Annotated in this window: 21 protein-coding genes and 1 pseudogene; 11 read left to right on the top strand and 11 right to left on the bottom strand. The window is 63.0% G+C overall.

Annotated elements, in window-relative coordinates:
* Nucleotides 1–8: 8 nt before the first annotated feature.
* Together ACQCS0_RS12205 and ACQCS0_RS12200 are read right to left on the bottom strand one after the other, a co-directional pair.
* Nucleotides 9–1187, bottom strand: a complete 1179-nt coding sequence (locus ACQCS0_RS12205) for a Gfo/Idh/MocA family protein (protein ID WP_426938445.1) — start codon at nucleotides 1185–1187, stop codon at nucleotides 9–11.
* 29 nt (nucleotides 1188–1216) lie between these two features.
* Nucleotides 1217–1408, bottom strand: a pseudogene (locus tag ACQCS0_RS12200) (carbohydrate ABC transporter permease); the annotation flags it as partial.
* A 109-nt stretch (nucleotides 1409–1517) separates the two neighbouring features.
* Here ACQCS0_RS12200 and ACQCS0_RS12195 point away from each other — a divergent pair.
* Entirely contained in the window at nucleotides 1518–2807 is a 1290-nt protein-coding gene (locus tag ACQCS0_RS12195) for an ISL3 family transposase (protein WP_426938444.1), read from the top strand.
* Here ACQCS0_RS12195 and ACQCS0_RS12190 read toward each other — a convergent pair.
* Genes ACQCS0_RS12190 through ACQCS0_RS12180 form a run of 3 tightly spaced genes read right to left on the bottom strand, consistent with a single transcriptional unit; the run spans nucleotide 2759 to nucleotide 5794 of the window.
* Complete coding sequence (locus tag ACQCS0_RS12190; protein ID WP_426938443.1) at nucleotides 2759–3568, bottom strand: carbohydrate ABC transporter permease; 810 nt, start codon at nucleotides 3566–3568, stop codon at nucleotides 2759–2761. The genes ACQCS0_RS12195 and ACQCS0_RS12190 overlap by 49 nt on opposite strands.
* Entirely contained in the window at nucleotides 3568–4470 is a 903-nt protein-coding gene (locus ACQCS0_RS12185) for a carbohydrate ABC transporter permease (protein WP_426938442.1), read from the bottom strand. The genes ACQCS0_RS12190 and ACQCS0_RS12185 overlap by 1 nt, the downstream gene beginning before the upstream one ends.
* 4 nt (nucleotides 4471–4474) lie before the next feature.
* Complete coding sequence (locus ACQCS0_RS12180) at nucleotides 4475–5794, bottom strand: extracellular solute-binding protein (protein ID WP_426938441.1); 1320 nt, start codon at nucleotides 5792–5794, stop codon at nucleotides 4475–4477.
* Nucleotides 5795–6087: 293 nt separating this feature from the next.
* On the opposite strand from ACQCS0_RS12180, the gene ACQCS0_RS12175 reads away from it, so the two are divergent.
* Nucleotides 6088–7137, top strand: coding sequence for a LacI family DNA-binding transcriptional regulator (locus tag ACQCS0_RS12175; RefSeq protein ID WP_426938440.1), 1050 nt, complete (start codon nucleotides 6088–6090; stop codon nucleotides 7135–7137).
* Here ACQCS0_RS12175 and ACQCS0_RS12170 read toward each other — a convergent pair.
* Nucleotides 7122–8042 (bottom strand): aldo/keto reductase, encoded by a 921-nt coding sequence (locus ACQCS0_RS12170; protein WP_426939559.1) that lies wholly within the window; start codon nucleotides 8040–8042, stop codon nucleotides 7122–7124. The two genes, ACQCS0_RS12175 and ACQCS0_RS12170, sit on opposite strands and share 16 nt — an antisense overlap.
* 101 nt (nucleotides 8043–8143) lie before the next feature.
* On the opposite strand from ACQCS0_RS12170, the gene ACQCS0_RS12165 reads away from it, so the two are divergent.
* Nucleotides 8144–8269 (top strand): hypothetical protein, encoded by a 126-nt coding sequence (locus ACQCS0_RS12165; protein WP_426938439.1) that lies wholly within the window; start codon nucleotides 8144–8146, stop codon nucleotides 8267–8269.
* Nucleotides 8270–8810: 541 nt separating this feature from the next.
* Here ACQCS0_RS12165 and ACQCS0_RS12160 read toward each other — a convergent pair.
* The gene (locus ACQCS0_RS12160) at nucleotides 8811–9239 is read right to left on the bottom strand and encodes an ester cyclase (RefSeq protein WP_426938438.1); all 429 of its coding nucleotides are present in this window, start codon (nucleotides 9237–9239) and stop codon (nucleotides 8811–8813) included.
* Nucleotides 9240–9393: 154 nt separating this feature from the next.
* Nucleotides 9394–10326, bottom strand: coding sequence for a LysR family transcriptional regulator (locus ACQCS0_RS12155; RefSeq protein WP_426938437.1), 933 nt, complete (start codon nucleotides 10324–10326; stop codon nucleotides 9394–9396).
* A gap of 170 nt (nucleotides 10327–10496) precedes the next feature.
* Here ACQCS0_RS12155 and hisD point away from each other — a divergent pair, with 170 nt between their 5' ends.
* The 8 genes from hisD (at nucleotide 10497) to ACQCS0_RS12115 (ending at nucleotide 22256) form a co-directional block, all read left to right on the top strand.
* Nucleotides 10497–11816, top strand: a complete 1320-nt coding sequence (gene hisD, locus ACQCS0_RS12150; protein ID WP_426938436.1) for a histidinol dehydrogenase — start codon at nucleotides 10497–10499, stop codon at nucleotides 11814–11816.
* Nucleotides 11817–11844: 28 nt separating this feature from the next.
* On the top strand, nucleotides 11845–12654 hold the full coding sequence (locus ACQCS0_RS12145) for an ABC transporter substrate-binding protein (RefSeq protein WP_426938435.1): 810 nt from the start codon (nucleotides 11845–11847) through the stop codon (nucleotides 12652–12654).
* An 86-nt stretch (nucleotides 12655–12740) separates the two neighbouring features.
* On the top strand, nucleotides 12741–13394 hold the full coding sequence (locus tag ACQCS0_RS12140) for an amino acid ABC transporter permease (RefSeq protein ID WP_426938434.1): 654 nt from the start codon (nucleotides 12741–12743) through the stop codon (nucleotides 13392–13394).
* Nucleotides 13387–14223: an amino acid ABC transporter ATP-binding protein gene (locus ACQCS0_RS12135; protein ID WP_426938433.1), complete on the top strand. Its 837-nt coding sequence runs from the start codon at nucleotides 13387–13389 to the stop codon at nucleotides 14221–14223. The genes ACQCS0_RS12140 and ACQCS0_RS12135 overlap by 8 nt, the downstream gene beginning before the upstream one ends.
* 545 nt (nucleotides 14224–14768) lie before the next feature.
* A complete protein-coding gene (locus ACQCS0_RS12130) occupies nucleotides 14769–15509 on the top strand; it encodes a hypothetical protein (protein ID WP_426938432.1) in 741 nt (246 codons plus the stop codon).
* The gene (locus tag ACQCS0_RS12125; protein WP_426938431.1) at nucleotides 15416–17173 is read left to right on the top strand and encodes a trypsin-like serine peptidase; all 1758 of its coding nucleotides are present in this window, start codon (nucleotides 15416–15418) and stop codon (nucleotides 17171–17173) included. Before ACQCS0_RS12130 ends, ACQCS0_RS12125 begins: the two co-directional genes overlap by 94 nt.
* Nucleotides 17170–20274, top strand: a complete 3105-nt coding sequence (locus ACQCS0_RS12120) for an AAA family ATPase (protein ID WP_426938430.1) — start codon at nucleotides 17170–17172, stop codon at nucleotides 20272–20274. The genes ACQCS0_RS12125 and ACQCS0_RS12120 overlap by 4 nt, the downstream gene beginning before the upstream one ends.
* Nucleotides 20271–22256, top strand: coding sequence for a DNA/RNA non-specific endonuclease (locus ACQCS0_RS12115; protein ID WP_426938429.1), 1986 nt, complete (start codon nucleotides 20271–20273; stop codon nucleotides 22254–22256). Before ACQCS0_RS12120 ends, ACQCS0_RS12115 begins: the two co-directional genes overlap by 4 nt.
* Nucleotides 22257–22262: 6 nt before the next feature.
* On the opposite strand, the gene ACQCS0_RS12110 is transcribed toward ACQCS0_RS12115, so the two are convergent.
* From ACQCS0_RS12110 to ACQCS0_RS12100, 3 genes are all read right to left on the bottom strand, one after another.
* Complete coding sequence (locus ACQCS0_RS12110) at nucleotides 22263–23366, bottom strand: hypothetical protein (protein WP_426939783.1); 1104 nt, start codon at nucleotides 23364–23366, stop codon at nucleotides 22263–22265.
* 131 nt (nucleotides 23367–23497) lie between these two features.
* A complete protein-coding gene (locus ACQCS0_RS12105; RefSeq protein ID WP_426938427.1) occupies nucleotides 23498–23839 on the bottom strand; it encodes a hypothetical protein in 342 nt (113 codons plus the stop codon).
* Nucleotides 23840–23875: 36 nt separating this feature from the next.
* Nucleotides 23876–24985, bottom strand: coding sequence for a zinc metalloprotease (locus tag ACQCS0_RS12100; RefSeq protein ID WP_426938426.1), 1110 nt, complete (start codon nucleotides 24983–24985; stop codon nucleotides 23876–23878).
* Between the last annotated feature and the right edge of the window lie 107 nt (nucleotides 24986–25092).

The following is a 25092-nucleotide window of genomic DNA, read 5'->3' as shown; positions in this document are numbered from 1 at the left end:
CATTTGTCTCAGGCGTTTTGCCATTGGCTGGAGTTCGCGGCGCTGGTTTCCACGGCGGCCAGCACGCGCTGAACCTGCAGGGCATCGGCAAACGACGGTTCCGGCTGGCGCTGTTCCGCGAGGGCGTTCACCAGGTCGACAACCTGGTGGGTGAAGCCGTGCTCGTAACCGAGGCCGTGGCCGGTGGGCCACCAGTTGGCGGCGTAGGGGTGTTCGGGTTCGGTGACGAAGATCCGGCGGAAGCCGGCATCGGGAGATTCGGCGGCGTCGTAAAAGGACAGGACGTTCATCTCTTCGAAGTCGAAGGCCAGTGAGCCCTTGGTCCCGTTGATCTCGATCCGCATGGCATTCTTGCGGCCCAGGGCGTAGCGCGTGGCTTCGAACACGCCGATCGGGCCGCCGTCGAACCGTGCGGTGAAGATCGCGGCGTCGTCGACGGTGACTGTCCCGCGCGGCGTGTCTGCGCCGACGTCGCCGTGGCCACCCAGGCCCACCATGTCACCGGCAAGCGGCCGTTGCTGGACGAAGGTCTCCAGGAGGGCCGAGACGCCGGTGATTTTCTGGCCGGTGATCCATTGGGCGGCATCGATGATGTGCGCTCCGATGTCACCCAGTGACCCGGACCCCGATTTGGACTTGTCCAGCCGCCAGGTCATGGGGGCGTTTTCGTCGCTGAGCCAGTCCTGCAGGTACTGGGCCCGGACGTGCCGCACGGTCCCCAGTCGGCCCTGCTGCACGAACCGTTGGGCCAGCGCAAGCGCGGGGGTGCGGCGATAGCTGAATCCGCACATCGAGAACACACCGCGTCTGGCTGCCGCGTCGGCGGCCGCTGTCATGCGCTCCGCCTCCGCGACGGAATTGGCCAGCGGCTTTTCGCACAGGACGTGTTTGCCGGCTTCAAGGGCTGCGATTGCGATCTCCGCGTGCGTATTGCCTGGGGTGCAGATGTCGATCAGGTCGATGTCGTCGCGTTCGATCAGCCGGCGCCAGTCCGTTTCCGTGGAGGCCCAGCCGAGCTTGGCAGCTGCCGCGCGGACACCGTCCTCATGGCGGCCGGCGACTGCGGTGAGCTGGGGTTCCAGCGGCAGGTCAAAGAACCGGGGCGCGGTCCGCCAGGCGTGGGAGTGGGCGGCGCCCATGAAGGCGTAGCCGACCATTCCGACCCCTAAGGGCTGTGCGGTGGTCATCGTGATTCCTTTCGGGGTTTGGGGCCCGGTTACTTGCTGAACCCTGCTGTGAGTCCGCTGAGGAGTTGGCGGCGTGCCACGACATAGATCACCAGAAGCGGCAGGGTCGCGAGCACCACGGAGGCCAGGACGGCGGGGATGTTGACGCTGAATTCGCCCTGGAAGGTCCACAGTGACAACGGCAGCACCCGTGTGGAAGGGCTTTGGGTCAGGATGAGCGGCTCTTCACGGTTCCCGGGGAAATAGGTTCGTGTTGTAGCAAGCAGAGGACTCGTGGTCCTGCTGGGATGAGTGTTACTACGCATTCAACCTGAACAGGAACCACGAGCCTTGTTAGAGCCTACTGGGGCTGGCCATGACGCTGCCAGCTTGATCTTCAACCTGCCCGATTACCGAGTCGCCGGCACCGTCCTGCTCCCGGGCGGGATCCGCCACGTCACCGTGGAGTCCACGTTCCCGCCGGGCTGCCCGAGCTGCGGAGTGATCGCTTCCCGGGTCAAGGAGCGCCGCTGCCAGAAGCTGCGTGACATCCCGGTCGCCGGTGCGGTAGTGCTCCTGTGGGACAAGCGGCGCTGGTTCTGTGACGAGTACCTGTGTGAGCGGAAATCGTTCTGTGAGGCGACACCCCAGGTCCCGCGCCGGGCGCGCTCCACACGCCGGCTCCGGGAGACACTGGTGGACGCGGTCATCACCTCGGGACGGGCCGTGTCCGAGACAGCCCTGGCGTTCGGGATCTCATGGTGGCTGGTCCAACAGGTCATCGGTGACGCCGCTCTCCGCCTGCCTGACGTGGACCTCCTGGCGCCGAGGATGCTGGGGATCGATGAGCACCGGTATCGGTCCGTGCGGTTCTTCCAGGACCCTGCCACAAAGGCGTGGACCCGGTACGAGCCGTGGATGACCACGATCGTTGATCTGGACACCGGGCAGGTCCTGGGCATCGTGGATGGACGGGACCACAAGGGCGTCGGGGACTGGCTCTTCGCCCGGCCCCTTGAGTGGCGGCTCGGGGTTCAGGTCGTCGCAATCGACCCGTCCGCGGCGTTCCGGAAGGCGCTGCGGATGTGGCTGCCACGCACGGCGGTCTCGGTGGATCTTTTCCACGTGACGATGTTGGCCAACGACATGCTCACCACCGTCCGGCAGGGCCTTTCCCAGCAGGTCCGGGGCCGGCGGGGCAGGGCCACGGACCCGGCGTGGGCGAACCGGATGCTGCTGCTGAAAGCCGAGGAGAACCTGTCAGAACGGGCCCGGCACCGGCTGGCCGGCTTCTTCGCCGCCGATGATCCGACCGGCAGCCTCGAGGCCGCCTGGCAGGTCAAGGAACAGCTCCGCACGCTGCTGAACACCAGCTCCCTTGAAGACGCGGGTGCGGCCAAGGACGCGCTTGCTGACCTCGTGGCACGCGCCGCGATGCCGGAAACAAACAGGCTCTACCGGACCGTGTGCCGTTGGTGGGCCGAGATCGAAGTGCTCATCGTCACCGGTGCAACCACCGCCAAAGTAGAAGCCAACAACACGGCAATAAAACATATCAAGCGAACCGCGCGCGGCTATCGAAATCCGGACAACTACAAATCGCGTATCCTCTTGAGAAGTGCGGCCCGAATGGCAGCATGAGCATTCATCTCAGCAGACCATTCCCCGGGAACCGTGAAGAGCCGGATGAGCGGGAACAGGAAGCCGTTCCAGACCCCCAGCGCGTTGTAGATACCGACTGTCACGACGGCGGGTCTGGTCATGGGCAGCGCCAGCCGCCACATCATTGCCCAATCGGAGCAGCCGTCCAGGCGCATGGACTCGAACAGTTCGTTGGGTACATCCCGCATGAAATTGGAGAGTATGAGGACGGAAATCGGGATGGAGAACGCGATCGAGGGAAGAATGAGCGCCAGCAGCGTGTCGTAGAGGTGTGCCCGGGTGATCATCCAGTAGATCGGGATGATCGTGGCGTGCAGCGGAACTGCCAGGCCGAGGAGGAAGAGGCTGTTGGTCCAGCTCAGGAACCTGGACTTGCCCCGGACGATCGCGTAGGCGGCCATGAAGGACACCAGGAGGGCCGGGATCACGCTGCCGATCGTGACGATCAGGGAGTTCATGAAGTACTTGACGAAGTCGTTTTCCAGGACGAGCTTGTAGTTGTCCAGGGTCGGTTCGGTTGGCGGCAGCATCGGGTTCGAGGTGAAGAAGCCGGCCTGGTTTTTCAGGCTGGTCACTACGACGTAGTAGATAGGAACGATGATGACGGCCAGCCAGGCCCAACCGCCCAGGCCACCGAGGAAGTTGGGGCGGAGGCGTCCGGGCCCCTTCGGCCGGCGCGGACTGCCGCCGCTCTTTGTGCTCGTCGCGGGGGGAGAGGGAAGCTGGGTTGTGGAAGCCATCAGGCACCTTCCAATTGGCTGTCGTTTCGGTTCTTGCCGCCGAGCCGCTGCAGGATCAGGGCCAATGCAAGGCCGATCACTACGAGGATGACGCCGAGGGAGCTGGCCGCACCCATATCGTTGGCCTTGAAACCGGTCAGGTACATGTGAAGTGGCAGCAGTCGCGTGGCATAGCCCGGTCCTCCGCCGGTCAGGACGAACACGAGATCAAAGTATGCGAGCGAGCCAACGACCATCAGTGTCGAGGACGTGATGATCGTGTACTTCAGCTGCGGCAGGGTGATGCTGAAGAACTGCTGCATGCGCCCTGCCCCGTCGATCTGTGCCGCCTCATACAGCGACGTGGGAATCTGGCGGACGCCACCTTGGTAGATGAGCGTGTGGAACGGAACAAACTGCCACGCGATCACGAAAACGACCACGAAGAGCACCAGATCCGAATTACCGAGCCAGTCCTGGGTGAGGAAGGGGAGGCCCAGCCCCGGCCCGAGGCCGAAGTTCGGATCCAGCAGGGCCTTGTAGGCGATGGCGACAGCGGCCGAGGAGAGCAGCAGCGGGACGAAGTACAGGACCGCGAGTGCAGCCCGGTATTTCTGTCCTGCAGCGGTGAAGACGCCCAGCAACAGGCTGATCGGTGCCTGGACGACGAAGGAAAAGAACATAATCTTCGCAGTCACCAGCAGCGCGTTGCCGGTAACAGGGTCCGTCAAGACCGTGGTCCAGCTGGAGAAACCGTCAAGCTTGATCTCGCCGAGGCCGTCCCATTTCGTGAAGCTGAGAAACAGCACACCGACCAGAGGGATGATCGCGAAGAGAAGGAAGAAGATGAGGGCTGGGGCGGCCAGCCACCCCGACGGGCCCTTTGCAAGGGCCCGTCGGGAAGATCCGGTTGAGACAGACACTGTTTTACTTTCCGATCGTTGCGTTCATCGTTGCGACGAACTGATCCGGGCTGATCTTCTTCAGGAAGATCTGGTCCAGGTTTGACAGCATGACGTCGCCCTGGGCGGGGCTAAGTGCCTGGTCCCACGAAAGCGTGAAGTTCGGAGCGTTTTTCGCCATGCCGTAGACATAGGTAAGGAAATCCTTGTCGGGGGACGCTGCCAGTTTGCTTTCAATGCCGGTGGTAACGGGCACGGCTCCGGAGTCGATCAGGGACTGGGTGTCGGCCTCGGTGAACATCCCGCTCTTGACGTAGTCCAGCGCTGCCTTCTTCTGGCTGTCGGTGGTCTTGGAAGAGATGGACCAGAAGTTCGACGGGTTGCCCACAACGTTCGCGGGATCTCCCTTGCCGCCGGAGACAGACGGGAACGTGGTGTAGCCGAGTTTGCCGCTCTTGACGAAGTCCGCTGCGTCCTTCTTCATGCTCTGGTAGATCCAGCCGCCCTGCAGGACCATGGCCGCTTTACCCGTGTAGAGCAGAGCCTGGTCGGCGTTGCTGTCCGCCGCAATCGAGGAAAATCCGTTGACGAATCCGCCGGCGTCCACCAGCTCCTGGATCTTCGTCAGGGCCTGGGTGACTGCAGGATCGGACCAGGCGTTCGGCTTGTTAGCGGCAATGTTGGCGAAGACATCGGGCCCGCCGATGCGCTCCACCAGATACTCAAGCCACATCAGGTCCGGCCACTTTGACTGACCGCCCAATGAAAACGGTGCCACGCCGGCGGCCTTGAACTTCGGCACCAGCGCCATCAACTCGTCCCAGGTCTTGGGGGGCTGGGCGCCGATCTTGTCAAACACGTCCTTGTTGAAGTACAGGACCACGGGCTGGACGTTGTTGTTGGGCAGCGCGTAGGTCTTGCCGTCAATCTGGCCGTTCTTCAGGACTGAGGGCAGGTAACGGCTCTGGACATCAGGATTCTGCTTCACGAATTCGGAGAGGTCGGCCACCTGTCCGGCATCCACGTAGGACTTCAGAACCCCGCCGCCCCAGCCGTAGATGAAGGTCGGTCCCTGTCCGGCGCCGACGGCCGTGCGCACCTTGGTCTTGTAAGCATCATTCGCGAAGAAGTCGAGCTTGATGGTCTCGTCTGGATGAGCAGTGTTCCAGGCATCCACTGACTTCTGCGTCACCGTCTGGTTGCCGCCGGTGAGCCCCCACATGCTGGGCGAGTCCGCGCTGACAGCGGATCCCGCCGGGCCGCTGGATCCGCATGCCGCGAGAGTGATCGACAGGGCGGCTGCGGATACGGCCAGAGCGGCTGAGCGTAGCTTCGGAGTATTCATTTGCATTCCATTCATCCTTCGGGCTCGACACTGATTGCCCGGCTTTGTGTTCGGCAGTCCGGCCTTCGGATGAGGCAGCACTGCCGTTGAACTGAGTCTAAATTATTCAAAACCGAGTTTCGAAATATTTCGCTAAAACTTGCGGTCTGTCAGATAAAGTTAGCGCTGGATGAACCTGTCGTCAAGCCTTTTTAGTGAGCAAATTCACTCTTTGGGGAGACTTCGGTTGACCAAATAGGCGCGAAGCGGCAAACTGAGGGCATCGAAATTTCTCGAAAGGCAAAGGGAGTCGGATGTCCACTGTTGAACAGACGGAGAAGCTGACGCTGGCGGCGGTTGCCCGAGAGGCAGGCGTTTCAGCGCCAACAGTCTCAAAGGTCATCAATGGGCGAGATGACGTCTCGGCAGACACCCGCGCCAAAGTGCTGACCGTGCTGGCGCGTACAGGGTACAAATCTCCGCTGCAGCAGCGCAAAAACATGGCCGGACGGCAGGCTGTGGAGGTCGTCTTTGACTCGCTGAATTCGGCATACGCCGTGGAAGTGCTCAATGGTGTCCTGGAGTACGCCGCTGAATCCGACATCGAAGTCCTGCTCAACGTCACAGGCAAGCAAGGCGCCTCGACCCTGACATCGGAGCAGCGGGCACAGCGGATTATCGACCAAGGTCGGTGCGGGATGATCGTGGTGACATCGGCCTTCGGTGCCGCCCAGTTGGACGCCTTTCACCGCCGGGGAATTCCCGTAGTGGTCATAGACCCGCTCAATCCACCGCCGGCAGATGTGGTCAGCGTCGGAACAACCAATTGGGCGGGCGGCAAGGATGCCACTTCACACCTCCTTGAGCTGGGCCACCGCGGGATCGCCTACCTCGGGGGCCCCGATGCGGCCGAATGTAACCAGGCCCGGCTGCACGGATACATGGCCGCCCTGAGGGCGAAGGGAGTCCCCGTCGAAGACCGGTACATCCTGTCCGGCCCTTTCCGGTCTGACCATGGCGCCCACGGCATGAGGACCCTGCTCCAGCTCGAAAAGCGGCCGACTGCCATCTTTGCGGCAAGCGATAGCATCGCGCTGGGCGTGCTCGCTGAGGCGCGCAGGCAGAATATTCGGGTTCCGGAGGACATGAGCCTGGTCGGATTCGATGGCACCTATCAGGCCGAGGAATCAGTGCCCGCACTCACTTCGGTCACACAGCCGCTGCAGGAGATGGGCCGGGCCGCTCTTCGGTTTATTCTGCGCCAGATGCGCGGAGAGGTGCTGGATTCCAGCAGGGTGGAGCTCGCCACCCATCTCGTCGTCCGCGAATCCACCGCCCCGCCCCGGGACTACCAGCGCGGGTGAACGGCCCCGCGGAAGTTTCTGTCGTAAATCTCTTGCACACCGTCGCTGAAGTCCCGGCCAATGGACTCCATCACCGCTGCCGCTGCGGCGTTGGAGCGGGCCTGTTCCGGGCTCCTGGTCCCGGGGATGACAGTGCTGACGCCGTCCTGTGGTGCGATCCAGGCAATGGCGGCCTGGGCCGTTGTTGCCCCGGCAGGAACGAGTTTTCCGAAGTCCGCCACAGCCTCCAGCCCCTGCTCGAAGTCGACGCCGGAGAACGTCTCGCCCACGTCGAAGGCAGCACCGCTGCGGTTGTAATTGCGGTGGTCGTTCGCGGCGAAAGAGGTGTCCCGTGAGTACTTTCCGGACAGCAGTCCGGAGGCCAGCGGGACCCTGGCGATGATCCCGACACCAGCGGCCTGCGCCGCCGGGAGGACCTCCTCCAGCGGTTTGAGCCGGAAGGCGTTCAGGATGATCTGCACGGTAGCTGTACCGTCATGGCTGATAGCTTCCAACGCTTCGTCTGTACGTTCGACGCTGACGCAGTAGTTCCTGATGACGCCTTCGCTGACCAGAGTGTCCAACGCCTCGTAGACTTCCGGGCGGCTGTAGACGGAGGTCGGGGGACAGTGCAGCTGCACCAGGTCCGGGCAGTCGGTCTGCGGGTTCCGCCGCGAACGGTCCACCCACTGTCGGAAATTGGCCAGCGTGTAGTTCTCAGGCTGCTGTTCCATGCGCCGGCCCATCTTTGTGGCCACCGTGATGTCCAGGCCGGGGTTCGCGGCGAGGTAGGCCCCGATGGTCTGCTCGCTCCGCCCGTCGCCGTAGACGTCTGCGGTATCAAAAGACGACACTCCGGCGTCCGCCGCGGCTGCCAGGATCCGGCCGGCCTCGGCTTGGTCCACGCTGCCCCAATCGGCTCCCAGCTGCTAGGTACCCAGACCCACCACAGAGACCGTACGCCCTGTCTTGCCTAATATAGGAACGCCGGCCTCCACCGGAGGAGCAGTTCTTTAGAATCTGAACCATGCTCCAGCTTCCCGGGGCGGCCGCCCTGCAGGGCGTACCGTCAGCCGCCAGGTCCTCGCAGACGTCAAGCAGCCAGGAGGCCCAGCGCCGGCAGCAGCCGGCGGCGGAACTCGCCAACGTCTGACTACGGTTTAGCCTCCACCACGGATCCAAGGAGGAACCATGACCCAGATCTTCGACAACCCCGGCCGACTTCGCTGATGAGGCGGCATTGGACCCGCCGACAGGCTGCTGGCCGGTTCGGCCCTGCTGCCGGTCTCGCACCGATGATATGAGTTGGGGAGCCCGACGGCGGCACGACAGCAGACGCCGCGGACTTTGTATTCGGCCAGATCGAAACAGCCGTTGCCGCCCACTGGACCTTGGCCGTCCGGTTCATTGTCCCTATGAACCCGTTGGACCCGTCGGCGATGCGGAACCCGCCGCCGTCGGGTATGTGTCAGACGTAGTCCAACAGCCTCGGGGACGGTTTTGCGCAAACCGGAGTGCGGGAGTTACGAGCTTTATGCGGCGGCTCGGCCAATCCCGGGCCGCTGCCAACGCTCCATGGTGTCTCCGGATCTTTTCCGGGCCGCTTTGCGCACGATCCAAACAACTCCCGCAGGGTCCTGGACGAGGCACTCGCCCTGAGGGCAGCTGGTTGCCGGCGTCTGATCCCCGGCAGGTCAGCCGGATTGGAGTTCGAGGCGGGCGCCCAGCATGATGAGCGCACCATAGAGATCAGGGACACCCCACCATTCGACGGCGAGGCCGTCCTCAAAGCGGAGGACGTGAATGGAGACCACCGTCACCGGTTTGCCGGTAGCTGCCAGACCAAGGAAAGGCCCGGTGTGTGTCCCGCGCCACGTCACACGACCGGCAACTTTGTCCCCTTCCACAACAGTGTCCTCGACGCTTCCCGTAAAGGCGGACAGGCTGGCATGGAATCCCCGCATCCAGAAGACAATTCCGGCCAGGCCTGGAGGCTGGCCTGGACCGGCGCCGTGGTCCACGATGTCCGAGCTGACGATTCCGGCCAGCGCATCCTCGTCGTTGGCTGCGACGGCCCCTATTAGCTGGCGGTACGCTCGCCGCAGCTCATCACTGTTGCCCATTATTCCTCCTTGAACGGAGCCCTCGCAGCCAGAACGGCTGCTACGAACTAGTTTGGACGCCGCGCGGGACGCAGACAAGGGAGCCTGTTGCGGCCCAAAGGGGGGAGCTCATTCCTCATGCTGCCTATTAGCCGACCGATGGTGCGGCTGGGGCTTAGGACGGGAGCCAACCCTGGACGTCCTGCTCCGGCGTTACTCTCGCCAGCAGGGTCCGGGCGGCCATCTGAGCCATCTTGCGGGTCGCGGGGGAGAGATACGCACCCTCCCGCTGAATCAGGGCGATCGTGTCATACAACGGCTCGGCAAAAGGAACAGCACGAAGGTTCTTCGGAAAACCCGGTGCCTTGGTGGTTGCTTGGGGGACAAAGGTGTCGACCGCTCCGGTTGCCGCAAGTCCTAAGGCGGTATCAACATGTTCGACCTCGATTGCGGGGTCGATTTTAAGTCCCTTGAGTCGGGCTCGCTCCAGGACTTGCCGCCTCGTCGGGTCTTGCCAGCCAGCGAAGGCGTCATACAGGACCAGCTTTGATTCCGTCAGTTCCTCGATGGTCACCGGACCACGCGTTGGACTCCGGGTGGCCGATACGTAAAAAACTTCGTCACGGAACAGGGGCCGGACCTGAAGGCCAGCCTCTGCCACGGGCAGGACGATCAGCCCTGCTTCAATTTCTCCCGACAGTACTGATTCCGCCACGGCCAAGGAATTCAGCCCGACGAGGCGCACCTTTACCTTGGGATACCGCCGGTGGAAGCGCTGCACCAGGTCGGCCAGGTCGTAGTGGGCGCCGTACCGCAGGACACCGAACGTGCAGACGCCTCCTTCGAGTGATGACATGGATTTCAGAGCCTCCACGCCGCTGTCGAACGAGGTGACGGACTGCAGCGCATGCACCTGCAGTTCGACGGCGGCCGTGGTGGGTAAAAGACGCCGCCCGCCCCGGGTAAAGAGCCTGTGTTCAAGCTCGTGCTCCAGCCGGCCGATGAGCTCGGACACGGAGGCCTGACTTGTTTCCAGTTTTTGCGCCGCGGCAGTGAAGGAACCCAGTTCATACGCTGCGAGGAAAGCCCGGAGTTGCGCGAGGGTCATGTACCCATGCTAGTCAAAGCCCGGAATATCAGGGTTTTTGGGGGTTCATTGTGACAGAGACGGCTCCGTTACATGGCTGAAACAGACCACTCAACGCATAGGGAAACCCTGTGGGTGGCACTTGTTTAGCTCCCGTTGTGCGATGGCTGGAGAGTCATTAGCTTTGGAGCATGCACCTATCCGCACGTGACACAACGCACATTCAGGGAAGCTTCCATACCCTGAAAAGCCCGGCCATTGGCGGCGTTCCCGCCCAGCGGCTGCCCGAAGTTGTGTCAACCGTGTCGGCGATCCTCGCTGACATCGAGGCCAACGGAATGGACGCCGTCCTCAAATACGCCAACAAGCTGGACGGATGGCAGGGGTCAAACCCGGAGATCAGTCAGGGCGACCTGGCCAGGACCGGCGACTCGCTATCCCCTGAACTTCGGGAGGCGCTCATAGCCAGTGCCGAGCGGACCCGGCTATTCGCCGTCGAGCAGCGCGAACGCCTCCTTGACTTTGAAACCGAACTCCTCCCCGGCGTCTTCATGGGACAGAAATACATCCCGGTGGCCCGCGTCGGCGCCTATCTCCCGGCAGGCCGGTTCCCGATTCTCGCCAGCGCATTTATGACGGTAGGGGTCGCCAAAGCCGCTGGCGTCCGCAATGTTGTGGCCTGCACGCCACCTTCCGGGCCCGACGGCGGTAACCCCGCCGTGCTGTACGCCGCCTATCTGGCCGGTGTGGACCGGGCCTTCGCCCTCGGCGGGGTGCAGGCGATGGCCGCCATGGCCTTCGGCCTTCTGGGGGAGCAACCGGCGGACATCCTGGTGGGGGCAGGAAACGCCTATGTTACGGAGGCTAAACGGCAGCTCTTCGGGCGCGTCGGAATCGATCTCCTGGCCGGCCCGTCCGAAGTTGCCGTGATTGCGGACGAAACCGCCGACGCCGAACTTGTGGCTGCTGATCTCCTCGGCCAGGCCGAACACGGTCCGCAGTCACCGGCTGCGCTCGTTACGACGTCGCATAAGCTCGGCGAAGAGGTCATTCGGCACATCGACAAGCAGCTGCGGACCCTGGCCACGCGGGACATTGCCGGACCGGCGTGGCGGGACTACGGCACGGTCTACGTGGCCGAGGACCGTGAAACGGCGGTACAGATCATGGACCTGCTGGCGCCGGAGCACCTGGAGATCCAGACCTCCGACGATTCTTACTATCACGAGAACCTGCAAAATTACGGTTCCATCTTCCTGGGGCCCTGGTCCACGGTGGCCTACTCGGACAAAGGCTCGTCCGGCACAAACCACGTGTTGCCCACGGGCGGGGGTGCCCGGTCATCAGCCGGACTCTCCGTGGCCCGTTTCCTCAAGCCGCTCACCTTCCAGCGGGTCGAAAAAGACGCAACCCCCCGTCTGGCCAATTACGTCACAACGATTTCCGACGCCGAAGGTATGGCAGCCCACAAGGCTACCGCCGCACTGCGTCTCGACCGTTTCACTCAATAGACAAAATCTCTAACAAAGGTTCGCAACGATGAAGAACAAAATGCTCCGCACCCGTTTCGCTACGCTCGTGCCAATGGGTGTTGCAGTTGCCCTGGCCTTGACCGCATGCGGTGCAACAGGCGGTGCAGCCAGCGGCGGTGGCACCGAAGAGAAGACCATCACCATCGCGACGTCCAACGATGCGCCGTTCTCCTTCACGGACCAGGCAACCGGTGAGCTCAAAGGCATCGATGGGGACATGATCAATGCCATCGCAGAGGCCAAGGGCTGGAAGGTCAAGGTCTTCACCTCGGAGTTCGCCACACTGATCGCGGCACTCAACGCCAAAAAGGCCGACGTAATCGTCGATGCCATGTACATCACCGATGACCGCAAGAAGGAGATCAACTTCACCGAGCCCTGGTACACCGAAGGCGAAGCCATGGTGGTCCCGGCCGATTCAAATCTGGCCTCCCGCGACGACGTCAAGGGAAAGGTCCTCGGCGCCCAGACTGGCACCGTTTTCAAGGACCTCGTCGATAGCCTGGGCGGCAGCCAGGTCAAACTTTTCGACTCGCAGGCGGCCCTGCTGGCGGCAGTGGAAAACAAGCAGGTTGACGCCGTCTTCACCGACAGCGCCGTGATCGGCTACAGCCTGGTCCAGAAGCCGAACCCGAAGCTCAAGCTCGTATCCCCGTACGAGCCGTTCTACCCGGGCCTCATCGGCGCCGGCGTGCGCAAGGACGACACACAGTTGTTGGAAGACCTGAACTCCGGCTTGGCAGAACTCAAGAAGAGCCCCAAGTACCTGGAGATCCTTAAGAAGTACGGCCTCGGCGAAGCGAACACGTCCAAGTAAGTTTCAGAATCACGCAGGGACCGGCGGGCATCCGCTTCACAAGCGGTGCCGGTCGGTCCCGGCCCGACCCTACTTAGGGATTTCCAGTGGACTTCATCAACAACACTTTCGCCGTTTTCCCGGCACTCCTCCAGGCCGTCCCCGTTGTCATCCAACTGGCCCTGGGTGCCATGGTGCTGGCCCTTGTTCTGGGGCTGCTCATCGCCCTCGCGCGCATTTCATCGATCAAAATCCTCAGGGGCATTGCAACGGTCTACCTGGAGGTCATACGTGGCACTCCGCTGCTGGTTCAATTGGTCTACATCTTCTTCGTGCTTCCGAGCATCGGCATCAGTATTGAGCCCATACCGGCCGGTATCCTGGGCCTTGGCCTGAACTACGCCGCCTACCTCTCCGAGGTTTTCCGCTCCGCGATATTGTCCGTGGAACACGGCCAAACGGAGGCAGCGCTGTCGCTCGGCTACACGCCCAGCAAGACTTTGTGGAAGGTGGTCATTCCCCAATCCTTCGTGGTTTCCATGGGGCCGATCGGAAACTACTTCATCGCAATGATCAAGGACACCGCACTGACCTCGGTCATCGCCGTGACAGAGATTCTGAAGACCGCCAATATCCTCAACAGCCAGACCTTCCAGACCACGGCGATCTACACCGCAGCGGCCATTCTCTATCTGATTATCAGCCTTCCACTTTCGCGCGTCGTGGTAGTGCTTGAACGAAAGGCACGGGCCAATGGCTGACAACACCATTATTGACGTCCGGGACGTCCACAAGACCTTCGTCTCCGACACGAAGCCGACCCTTTGGCAGCGGCTCAGAGGCCAGGCCCACGAACGGAAAAGGGTCGAGGTACTCAAAGGCGTCGACCTGGTAGTCCATCGCGGTGAGACCATAGCCATCCTGGGGTCCAGTGGGTCCGGCAAGAGCACCCTGTTGCGCTGCATGAACAAGCTCGAGACTATCGACGCCGGCCGGATCTACGTCAATGGACACCTGATCGGCTACGACGAACGAAACGGTGAACTGGTCGCGGAAAAGGCGTCAATCACTGCCCAGAAACGGACCGATATCGGCTTCGTGTTCCAGCACTTCAACCTGTTCCTGAACAAGACGGCCCTGGGGAATGTTATGGCGCCACTACGCGACGTCAAAAAGCTCTCTGCTGCCGAGGCGCGTGCCAAAGCCGTTCCCAACCTTGAAATGGTGGGCTTGGGCGACAAGATGGAGAACTATCCCAGCAAGCTTTCCGGCGGCCAGAAGCAGCGGGTCGCCATCGCCCGGGCTCTCGCCATGGAACCCGCCGTGATGCTCTTCGACGAGCCGACTTCCGCACTGGATCCCGAGCTGGTGGGTGAAGTCCTCGCGGTGATCCAGAAGATTGCCCAGCAGGGCACCACGATGGTGATTGTCACCCACGAGATGCAGTTCGCCCGCGAAATAGCGGACCGTATTGTCGTCATGGACCAAGGCGTCATAGTCGAAGAGGGGCCGCCAAGCGAAATTTTCACGTCCCCGAAGCACCCGAAAACGCAGGCGCTGCTCCGCCGCTCGGGCATCATGCCTGCGTAAGCGTCACGATGAGACGGGACGCCGGCAATCGATAACCAGATTTTGGGGAAGACACAAGCCGAGCGCGTCAGCGTCAAGTGTGTCAGCCTAAAGACGTGCCGCGCCCCGTAGGTGTGGGCCGCGGCCGGCGGCATGTTCAAGGCACACATGCACAGGTTGGAGTGCGCCCCTACGGCCCGGCCGCCCAATGACGATGCCTCGCCGGTATGAACCGCATCCAGCACCGGATACGAATCGCGGAACGGGGCTGGCCCTGCGGCAAAGTAACACCGCAGGGCAACCCACCTCTCCATAGCGTGCCTCCCAATAACGCGGCGGTAACGCCATGGGCGTCTACTGGAAACACTGCATGAGCCCGTCCGAGTGAGGCGATATGACCTGCGTGAGCGCTTGGCGCGTCCGGCTTCTTGAACCGGGCGATTCGAACCCCCGGACCGGGCCGGACCCACTCCGCCCCCGCTGCTCGAGGCTGCTTACCGTCTCGAGGTCGGCCCCGAGCGCTGCCGGCTTTGTTGGAAAACCAGGCAAATGAGACAGGAAATCCAATGACTGAAACCGCGCCTACGCTGAACCTTCTGGATCGACCGGAGATTCCCGAGGACGTCAAGATGCTGCTCAGGGTGATTCCGGGACAAGAACAGACCGAACAGGGTCCTCCTGAAACGGCGCCGGATGAAGGGCAAAGGACGGAGCCGTACTGTCCACCGTGGGCTACCTTCACCGACCCGGCTTCTGTTGAGTCATTCTCGGTGGAGGGGCAGCGATTCATCGCGCCTGCGGTGCACGAAGAGCCTAATCCCATGCTGTACCCGATGTGCACTGTCGGAATCGTCCATAACACGAACGGAAGCGTCACCGGGTACGACTACATCATCTGCAAGCTGTTCAACCCGCTGGGCAGGGCTCTGGGGTGGATGGGGGCGGCGTCGTTCGGCAACGAAGACGAGTACTACAACAAGCGGTTCGTCTCTTCCGGTTACCCTGGCACCTACGGTGACAGGCCCGCGGTGGAACTCGACATGGGTGTTCGCGACATCGACAACGACAGCCCCGGCAAAGAGATTGAATTCGCCCTGCGTGCTGATCTCGGTCCAGGGAGGGCTCGTGGACCTGGTCCGACACGGCCAAAGGAACTGGCCCGGGTGACCCAATATTGGAAGGAACGTCTTCGCATATCTGAGGAGTCACGCACGTGGATGAAGATGCGATCCTGGACACCATCCGTCATCATGGGGCAGAGGCGGCCGGCGCCCTCCTCGCGGTCCAGTCCGGAGACAGCCCGCTGACTGTCGAGGCGATCAATGTCGTGGCTGCCCGCGTGAATAAGGATCCAGCCAAGTTCTGGCTGGAACAACTTGAGGCCATGGGACTCGTGGCGTCATTCGTCGGTGCCCTTCGCGCCCGTGGCCTTCAGCTCGATGACAGCGTGCTGGACGATCCCGACGGCGTCATACCCACTGAGGAGCTGCGTCGGTTCCTCGCCCAGGCCCAGGCCTTCCGCTGCAGGGTACTTAAGAATAATCGTGTGGCCGGCAGCGGCGTGCTGGTTGGACCGAGCCTGGTCCTTACGTCCTGGCATGTCATCGCCGTCGCTGGACCGGGGAAACCGCAGGAACCCGCACCGAACTTGGAGGTCTTGCTTGCCGACAACATGAAGTTCGCCATCAAGGTCCCCACAATATTCCGGTCAGAGTGCGGCGATGCTGAGTATGAGAGCCGCGCACCCCTCAAGGACTCGGATGTCAATGACCGCCACGATGTAGCCCTGCTGCAGATGGTCCTGCCTGCTGCGACCCACCTCGGGCACATAAGACTTATGTCGCCCCCGCCCCTGCCCAGAAACAGGGGCCGCGTCGTCCTGATCCACTTCCCGGGTGGAACGGATCATGTCATCGACTTCGGCTTCGCGGCCAAGATCAGTAACGTCACAGCCCGATGGCGTCACAACGTCCCTACGGCAGGTGGCTCGTCAGGCGGAGCGTGCTTTGACAAAAACCTCCAGTTCATAGGGATACATCAAGGTGAGTTCGACGCCAGTGCACGATTTATCCCCGCCGGGAGCTTCATCAATTCGATTGTGGACCACGTCCGTAACGATGTAGCTCCACCGACGCTCTGGTCGCTGGATGGGACGGTCAGCGGACCTCTCGTCATCGGCCGCAACCAGTTCTTCCAAGCCATCGCCGAGGCCGGCCACGCCGCCGGTCGCGTCCGCGGCGTGCGGATCAAGCGGGCCGTAATCGAATCCACCTCGACGGGTCTCGGATTCAGCCACGACATCCTTCAACAACTCCTCGTCCGCCAAGGCCCCGAGCATTGCCTGGTCCGCATCATGCAGGATCAGATCGTGGATGACCTAATCGCAGACATCCGCCGCAGAGTGCGGCTCGGAGGACTGGACCTTCCCGAACCCCTTGCCGAACAAGCCAGCGCGGCAGCAGGTAAGGCGCCACCGGAAGCGGCTGCCAGGGAACGGGCAGAGAATCTTGCTGCAGCAATAGAAGCGGCAGCGGCCAAGGCAGGAAGGACAGTGTGGTTATTTATCGATAATCCCACGGTGCCATTGACGGAAGCTGCCCGCGTCACAATCGAAGGCCTCGTCGGCGCCTCCCTCACCAAACCCCGGCTGCGGCTCGTCATCGCAGGACTCGAGACGCTTACCCTTCCAGGACCCGAATTCGCAGGTTTGCCGGCCACTGAGACCGACCGCTCGCCCGGCCTCGTCGTCGAGTTCATCGGAGACTTCCGCCGCGCCGACATCCTCGATCTGCTCACCGTCGCATCGATGGATTTGACCGGCGCCGTCGAGGAGGGCCGGGTCGCGTACGCGACCGATCGTGCATTGTTTGACCTCCCTCACGTCAACGGTCTCTACGCTCAGGAACTGCTCGCTACCGTCAGCGAACGCCTTAGGGCCGACCTGCGACTCATCGCGGGCGGCGGCGGATGAGCATCGAAGAGGCCCGCCCATTCATCGAACGCGCCCGCAGGTTTGCTGCGCTCTCCGGTCCCTTCGACCCGGGAGCGCTGCTGAACATGCTCGGTGATGTCTCACCAGACGCCGCCCTGGCTGTCACCGTCAACCTGGCCAATGCGTGTGACACGAGCAAACCGAGCGGGTGGTTGATGCGCGGCACCGTGCGCCGTCGCGAACTTGCGGCGTTGGAATCCGGAGGGACCCTCGACTCGGAGATCCGTTTGCGGCGCCAATATCCGCGGGATCCCGCTACCGAGGCACTACTCGACGCCCTCGCGGGGGTGTCCCCCTACACTGGAGCAGGAATCACACACCTGCTGGAGCCACCGCTGGACCGTGACTCGCTCGCGCGTGTGGCCACGGCCCTTGATCGCGCTGGCCCGCAGGCCGCCGCGCACCAGGCACTGGCATCCGTCCGCTCTGCGCTGGGGCGTTTTGATGCGGACGCCCGTGCGCAGCTGATGCAGGACCGAGGTTTCTACGGCCGGCACGCCGAGATTGCGCAGGCTGAACGCTGGCTCAGCCGACCGTTCACAGATGGGCCGGTAGCCGCCCTTTACATCACCGGACTTCCCGGAATCGGGAAATCGACGCTCATCGACGAGACGGCCCGCCGCGCAGGCATCCAGGCCCCGCCGTGGCTGGTCGTCAGGCTCGACTTCGACCGTGGGGGACTGGACATTCAGGACCAGGTCGGTCTCACTGTAGAGATAAGCCGCCAGGTCGCGCTTGAGTCGGGTCCGACCACGTCGCCGCTTCGTCAAGCCCGCTTGGCAGCGGCGGGAGCCGGGTCGTCTCCGGACGGAAACACCAAGGGTTCCGGGCGCCAGCACATTCCCCAGGAACTGTCGCGGGTGCTCGGCGAGACCGTCCTCGTCGTCGGCCGCCCGGTCCTGCTGATCCTCGACACGGTTGAGGTGCTTCGGGGCCGGGGAGAGACGCACCCGCTTCGCCTGTTCGAGACTATCGACGAATTGTGCAGACAAGGGCTGCGCCCGCTGGCGGTCATCGCGGCCGGCCGGGGGCCAGCACTCGAGAGTGTGCCGGAACGAGTGGGCGAACGGATCGAGCTGGGCGGACTCGACGACGAGAACGCCGACCGCCTGCTCAGCCGCTACGACGCGGGGTCCGACATGTTCCAGCGCATACGTGAAGTATCCGATGGAATCCCGCTCCTGCTCCGGCTGGCTGCCTTGGCTGTCCGCCAGTCCGGACCGATGGCGCTAGAGGGCGTCTCGGGACAAGGGGACCTCGCGGCCGTCTATCTCTACCGCTTCCTGCTGTCCCGAACCGGTGATGAGAACCTGCGCCTACTCGCGCAGCCCGCCCTCCTGATACGCAGGATCAACGCCGACATCATCGCCGAGGTGCTGGCGCCGCACGTAGGGCTGGATGACATGCAGGCGCCCGATGCAGTCGCCGCTTTCGAGGCGCTGGCCAATCAGCGCTGGCTGGTTGAGCCTGACGCCGTGCCAGGCTGGGTCCGCCACCGGCCGGACGTGCGGGCCTCCTTGCTCGAACTGCTGTACAACGCCGGGGAACCTTCCGCAACGGTCGGCCTGAACCTGAGGGCCGCGAGATGGTTTGAGCGACGCCCCGAACCGTTCGCGCAGCTCGAGGCCGCCTACCACCGCCTTCAAGCGATGCGCTCGGGCGGACGGCCTCCTCGTATCGCACCGGAGGTACTTCAACAGCTTGACCGCCAATCCGTCTCGGAACTGCCCGCGGCCGCACAAGACCTCGTACGGGACTCCATCGGCCTGCGAACGTCGAAGTTCCGACGCGGCTCGAAATCTGCTCTCTCTGTGGACCACGAGGGTGCCGCCCGCGAACTCGAAGCGACCCTTGAGCGTGGGGATATCCGGGAAGCCGCCTATGTTTACGGGAGGTCCTTCGGCCAAAGCCCTGGTGACCCTCACTCACCGGCCTTAGACGTGGCCCGCTCCTTCTTGTGGCGCGCGGGCCGCTGGTCAGATGCCCTGCACGGGTTCGATCCGCACCGGTACTTCGATGGCCGCTTTCGCGAGAGGGCGCAGACTACTACCCTTGCCCACCTCGAGATGTGGGCCGAGTCGGGATTCGCAGCCCTCGAGAGTGCATTCACGGCGGACCCGGGGCTGGCTGAACTCGCCACCGAGCTGCGTGAACGGGGGTTGAACGGTTCGTTGGCCAACGGAGCCCTCGGGTTCGCACTGGTGCATACCGGCGCACCACAACTGCGCTCTTCATGGGGTGTCAGCGACCCCGTCGATGCCGCGGCCGTGGTTTGGTCGCCGACGACGACGTGGGTGTCCGGCGTGCCGTCACCGCAAGTGCTCGATTCGCTGGCGGTGCAGGCCAGCCGGTTCGCGGCGAACGTGACTTCACCGACCACCACGGTCAGGGAGACGAACATGCCGGTCCCAACGGCACCCGACCTTGCCACGCCGGCCGGGGCAGCACGTGTCCTCGCCAGTGCGACGCCCTACGGTCCGGTCACAGAGACGATGCAGCAGCTGGATCCGGGCGATGCCATGCTCCGTCATCTCGCGCGCACGGACTTTGAGCTGGCCGAGGCCGGCGGCCTGCCGCCCAGCGGTGCGGGGGACTGGAGCATCGCTCCTGCGCCTTCCCCGGGCGGGTCAATCCAGAACCTTGCCGCGCTCGGTCTGCTCGCCGAGTGGCTAGGGGCAGCCGCCGTCGCGCTCCGTCGTCCAGACCTCCGGCTGCTCGCTCGAAGTTCCGAACGATGGCGCCGTACGGCAGCGGGCCAATGGGCCTATCCATCACGGCTGACCAGCCACCCTCCGTCTTGGACGCGACGCCCGGACGAAACAATGGTGGACCGTATCGCCCAGCTCGACTCGGAAGAGGCCTGCCTCGAACAAATCCGGATCTGGTCAGGCGCAGTGAACCTTGGGAAAGCGCGGGAAGAGTTTCAACGCCTGCGCCGGCGCTACCCGGCCGCCGATCGAGAGGCGCGACGCTCGGCGCCGGACGATGCCGCGGCGGCTCTGCTTGCGCACCATGTCCCTTCTGCATTCGTGCCACCCATGGCGGTTCTCTATTCGTTCGAAAGGAAATGGTCACTATGACAACGGCGCAACAGCGGCTGCAGGAATCCCCAAAGCTGAGGGCCGCCCTCGAAAAGCAGGTCGCCGGCGGCCTCCTCGCACGAATGGGGCTCACTAACCTCGCGGTAACCGGCCTTGGCAGCCACCCGGCCAGAAGCACGGCCGACCAACTCGAAAACGTCAGCTCCATGGACGACCTCGAAGCGATTGTGCAGCGCGTGGGCCGTCCACCCCTGCTGATCAAGAACAACCAAGTGGTCCTCGGCGCGGGGCAGGACGACAGCCTGGACGATTTCCCGCCCGGAACGGACGCCCGCATCCGCGGCACCGAGAAGACCATCCCATCGGTCGGCCGGGTTGAGTTCACCAATTTCCGCATGGCCTGGGGCGGAACAGGCTGGGTCATTGCGGCGGAAGGCGCGGATCGTATCGTGGTCACCAACCGTCATGTGGCCGCGCTCGTGGCGCGGCGCACGGCCGACGGGCAGGGGATCTTCATGCGCGACCCATCCCAGATCCGCTATGGAGCGTCGCTCGACTTCAACGAGGAGTTCGGCAGCATCGCCAGCGAGGCGACGCCGTTCACTGTCGTCGACGTCCCCTACCTCGCCGACACAACGTCTCCCGATGTGGCGTTCCTGCGGATCACGGGAAAGAACTTGCCATCACCGTTGGCGCTCGCGGACAGTGATGCCGCCGTCGGCGACCTCGTTGCACTCGTTGGCTACCCTGCGTATGACGACCGCAATGACGCCTCTGACATGGCGAGGTATTTCCGCGATCTGTACGACGTTAAGCGATATGCGCCCGGGAAGATCCTGCAGGCCCTGGCGCCCGGGGTTGCCTTGCGTTACGACTGCACCAGCCTCGGGGGCAACTCAGGTTCGCCGCTGATCCGCCTGGTGGACGGCAAGGTGGTGGGCCTGCACTACTCCGGAATTTTTGGGCGCTTCAACAGCGCGGTGGGGGTTGGGACGCTGCGGGACCTGCTCGACGGCAGGCGTCCCATTTTGATCACTGCCGCCGACGCGGGGACTGCCGAGGCACGCCGGGACGGAATCCATAACCCAACAGACCTTGCCGGTCGCGCCGGCTACGATCCCCATTTTTTGGGTACAGGTGACCTCGCGGCTCCGTGGCCGGTCGTATCGAGTACCCTCGCCGCCGATCTGGCAACGCCGAGCGACGAACTCCCGAGCCAGCCGTCCGAGATCCGTTACACACACTTCGGGGTGAAGTTCTCCCGCAGCCGCCGCCAGCCGGCAATGACGGCGGTCAACATCGACGGGCTGCATCACGTTGCTATCAAGCGCGGGGACGATAGATGGTTCCAGGACGGGCGGATCCCCCTCACCATCCAGCTTCGCAAGGAGGATTACGCCCACCCGGACATTGACCGCGGTCACTTGGTCCGGCGCGAGGATCCGAACTGGGACGATACACCGCCGGCAGGCGGCCCCGGGGAGGAAGCGAACGGGCTCGCCCGGAGGGCCAACGACGACACTTTCCACTATACGAACGCCGCCGTCCAGCACGGGGACTTCAATTCCAGTTCCCAGCTTTGGCTCGGACTTGAAAATTACATCCTGACGAGCGTCAAGACGCACGGCTTTAAGGCGTGCGTCTTCACGGGGCCGGTGATGCGGGAAGACGACCAACAGATCGCACCGGGCGTGATCGCGCCACGGGAGTTCTGGAAGCTAGTGGTCATGGAGGCCTCCGGGACGCGCGCGCTGCATGCGACGGCCTACGTGATCAGCCAAGGAGAAATGATGCGGGAGTTGCTCGAACGTCGCGCGCGGACGGAGGCCGTGGAGGGATTCGTCCTTGGCGCGTACCGCACGTTCCAAATCGCGATCGCCAACCTCGCCGAATCGACCGGACACGACTTCTCCCGGTATGTGCCGTTTGATCCGTTAGGAGCGGTGACCGCTCAAGAGGAAGCAGCCCACATAGAGCCGCGCTACCTCCCGCTGGACGCAGTCCACCAAATAGTGTTGTGACCCTGCTCAGTCGGCGACTGCCGAGTGGGCTGTAAGGAGTTCTACGAGCCGATCGTTGAACACGGAGGTGGAGTTACGCTGGCTTTCCGAATTGACGATCTCCAGTCCACGAAGCGACTGCTCAGCCATCTTGGCTACCTCTTCGGCGGCCTCCGGGTAGAGCAAATGAAGCCCCCGTTTGTCGCCCGTCGACAGATCATTGCCGGGGCCTGCGGGAGCGCAAGCGCTGGGACTCGACTTGTAGAAGAACGGAGCGAAGCGATAGAGCATCACCGAAGAGGAATCGAATTCGCCCATCACCGAATTTGGGTCATTCGTTGTGCGAAGGTTGTGGTCCACCTTGGCCTTCGACCACCTGTTGGGCGGTCCGGCGAGGTAGGTGTAGATACCTGGCCTTTTTCCTGCAACATCGGGGACGAACACGCCCCTTGGGTCGGTCGTCGGTACGTATCCGGGGTCGTTTTCCCAGCGGAAGTCCGCCTCGCAGGGGCCGCGGAAGTTCTGGTGTTCGTGCTTGAACGCCAGAGCGTGCATGAACTCGTGCCGGACGGTTCCCTCCCAACCCTGGGGCTTGGACACCTTATAGCCGCCCAGGTTCAGGCTTCGCTGATTCGCCATGCCGCCGATCGGCCCACCGGACGGGTCTATCGTGGTGTCAGTGCTGTCGGTGCCCACCAGCGACCAGTAGCCGTTCGTGTCGAAGCTCACTCTGATCTCAGCCTTCAGCTGGGTATCGCTCAGCGTCCATCGTCTGTACGTTCCGTCGTCGAACCCGAAATCTAGTGTGAGATTCATGGCGGCGGAAATTTGTTCTGTCGCTGTTGCCACATCGGCGTGGAGTGCGGAGTCTCCATCGAGGAACGCGACCCGCACCACCGATCCCACCGGCCACCTCTGCAGATCTGCAACTATGAACTCAAGAGCTTCGATGTTCTCTGCCAATTCCCGACGCCAGGCATCCCGGACTTCAAGGGCAGCCACCACCCCGTCCGGAAGCGCTTCGAGTGTCTCGCCCAGCCTGTTAGTGCTAGGATCGAGGCCCTCGCTGAGGCGGTCAGCTGCGCTATCTTTGGCTACCGCTGTGCGTCCATCCTGTGGTCCAGCCATCATGCACCATCCGCTTCCTGGTTGAGTCTTCGCATCTTTAAGGGCGTTGAATCGTATCCGCCTCCGGCCGCATTATGATCCTGGAGGCGTTACGGAGCCGTTACTGCACTGTGCAGTACGGATCGGACAACATCTCAGTTTCCGGCGGCCGGTGCGTCGTTGTACTTCTCAACCATCAGCTTGTCCGGTGCCCACGACTGGATCCGGCGGGGGAAGGAACCGCCCGCAGCCGTGGCAATCGTAATTTGTGCCTGGCCGTTTCCGATATCCTCCCAGCGGCCAGGGGTGGACTGTCCGCGGTCGTCAGGGCTGCTTCCATGCCAGATGCAGGTGCCGTCCGCCCGCAACTCAAGTGCGTCCCGCCAACGAGCCGGGCGTAAGGGGTAGTCTCGGGGGCGGAAGACCATCGATGAGGGAGTGTCTTCCTCGTGACAGTGCAGCCAGATACCGGTGATTTCAGCTGAGGGACCGGTCATGGCTCTCACCGCCCGGCTGGAGTCATCATCAACCCATCATCCACCCGTAGTGTTGACGCTGTCACTGTTGAGCGCGTCCCGGATGCCATTCAGCATCAACATCGCGTTGTGGTTGTCTTGGCGGAGCCGTTCGACTTCGTGCCGGAGACGGAGCAACTCCCCGTCCCCGTGGGACGTAGGCGAAGCAGCCGCGGCCAGGAAGGAAGCCCGGGCACCCTCCAGGCATGCGTCCATCCGCCTCGACTGGCCCTTGGTGAACATGAACATGGCAACGTCGTCGGTATAGTCCATGTAGTTCATGAACATGTTGCCGTTGGGTCCGTTGCTGCAGCTGATTTGCGGGAACGTCGGACTATTGAAGGTGGCGTCGGCCTGGTTGGGCGTGTCCTCCACCATGTCGCTGCCACTGCAGGAGCCGCGGTCGTCGCCCCAGATGTGCCGCAGGTCCAACCAGTGACCGATCTCGTGGGTAGCGGTCCGGCCGAGGTCGAAGGGAGTTTGGGCCGTTCCACCCTTGCCGAAGCAGAAATTCGCGATGACAACACCGTCGGTAGTGGGCGGGCCCCCGGGGAATTGAGCGTAGCCGAGAATGACCCGGCCAATCCCGTCCCGGAGGTCGTTGCACACCCACACGTTGAGGTACTCGTCACTGGGCCAGGGGTCTGCGCCGCCGGTGGCCCTGGACTTGACGTCGTCCAGCTCAGTGGTGAAAAACGGCACCGTCGAGGCGGTCCGCGTAATGCCATCGGTCGGATTTCCGCCCGGATCTCGGGATGCGAGCCGGAACTCAATATTGCAGTCGGCCAGTCGGTCCGCCCAAACCGGCGGCACGCCGGACGCATCGGAGTTGTTGGCCCGGAAATCCTCGTTCAGCACCTCGACCTGGCGCTGAATCTGCTCCATACTCACGTTCTGGGCAGGAACAGCGGGATTGTGCACCACGTGGACGACGGCGGGAATGACAAGGACGCCGCTTCGGGCGACACCGCGTGTCTGGTCTTCGTATGCCAGGGCACGGTTATCAATCAGTGCCCGGCGTTCCTGGTAAGTGACGCTCACGTTCAGCAGCCGGCGGTGAACTTCCATCGTCCCGCACAATTCACGGCTGCGCGGCTCCGAGAGGTTCAGTTGGTTGATCTCATGCATCTTTGGCTCTCCTTCACCTGATGGGTCAGCAACATTGATGTGAGGCCGGTCTGAACGGTCAGCGAAGTGCCGCTCCGTCCTCAGTCTTGAGCATCGCGTGTTACCCG

Origin of the sequence: Pseudarthrobacter sp. S6 (assembly GCF_050156575.1) — a bacterium.
Classification (GTDB): domain Bacteria; phylum Actinomycetota; class Actinomycetes; order Actinomycetales; family Micrococcaceae; genus Arthrobacter.
Note: the sequence above shows the minus strand (reverse complement) of the source record. Positions and strands in the feature narration are given on the sequence as shown.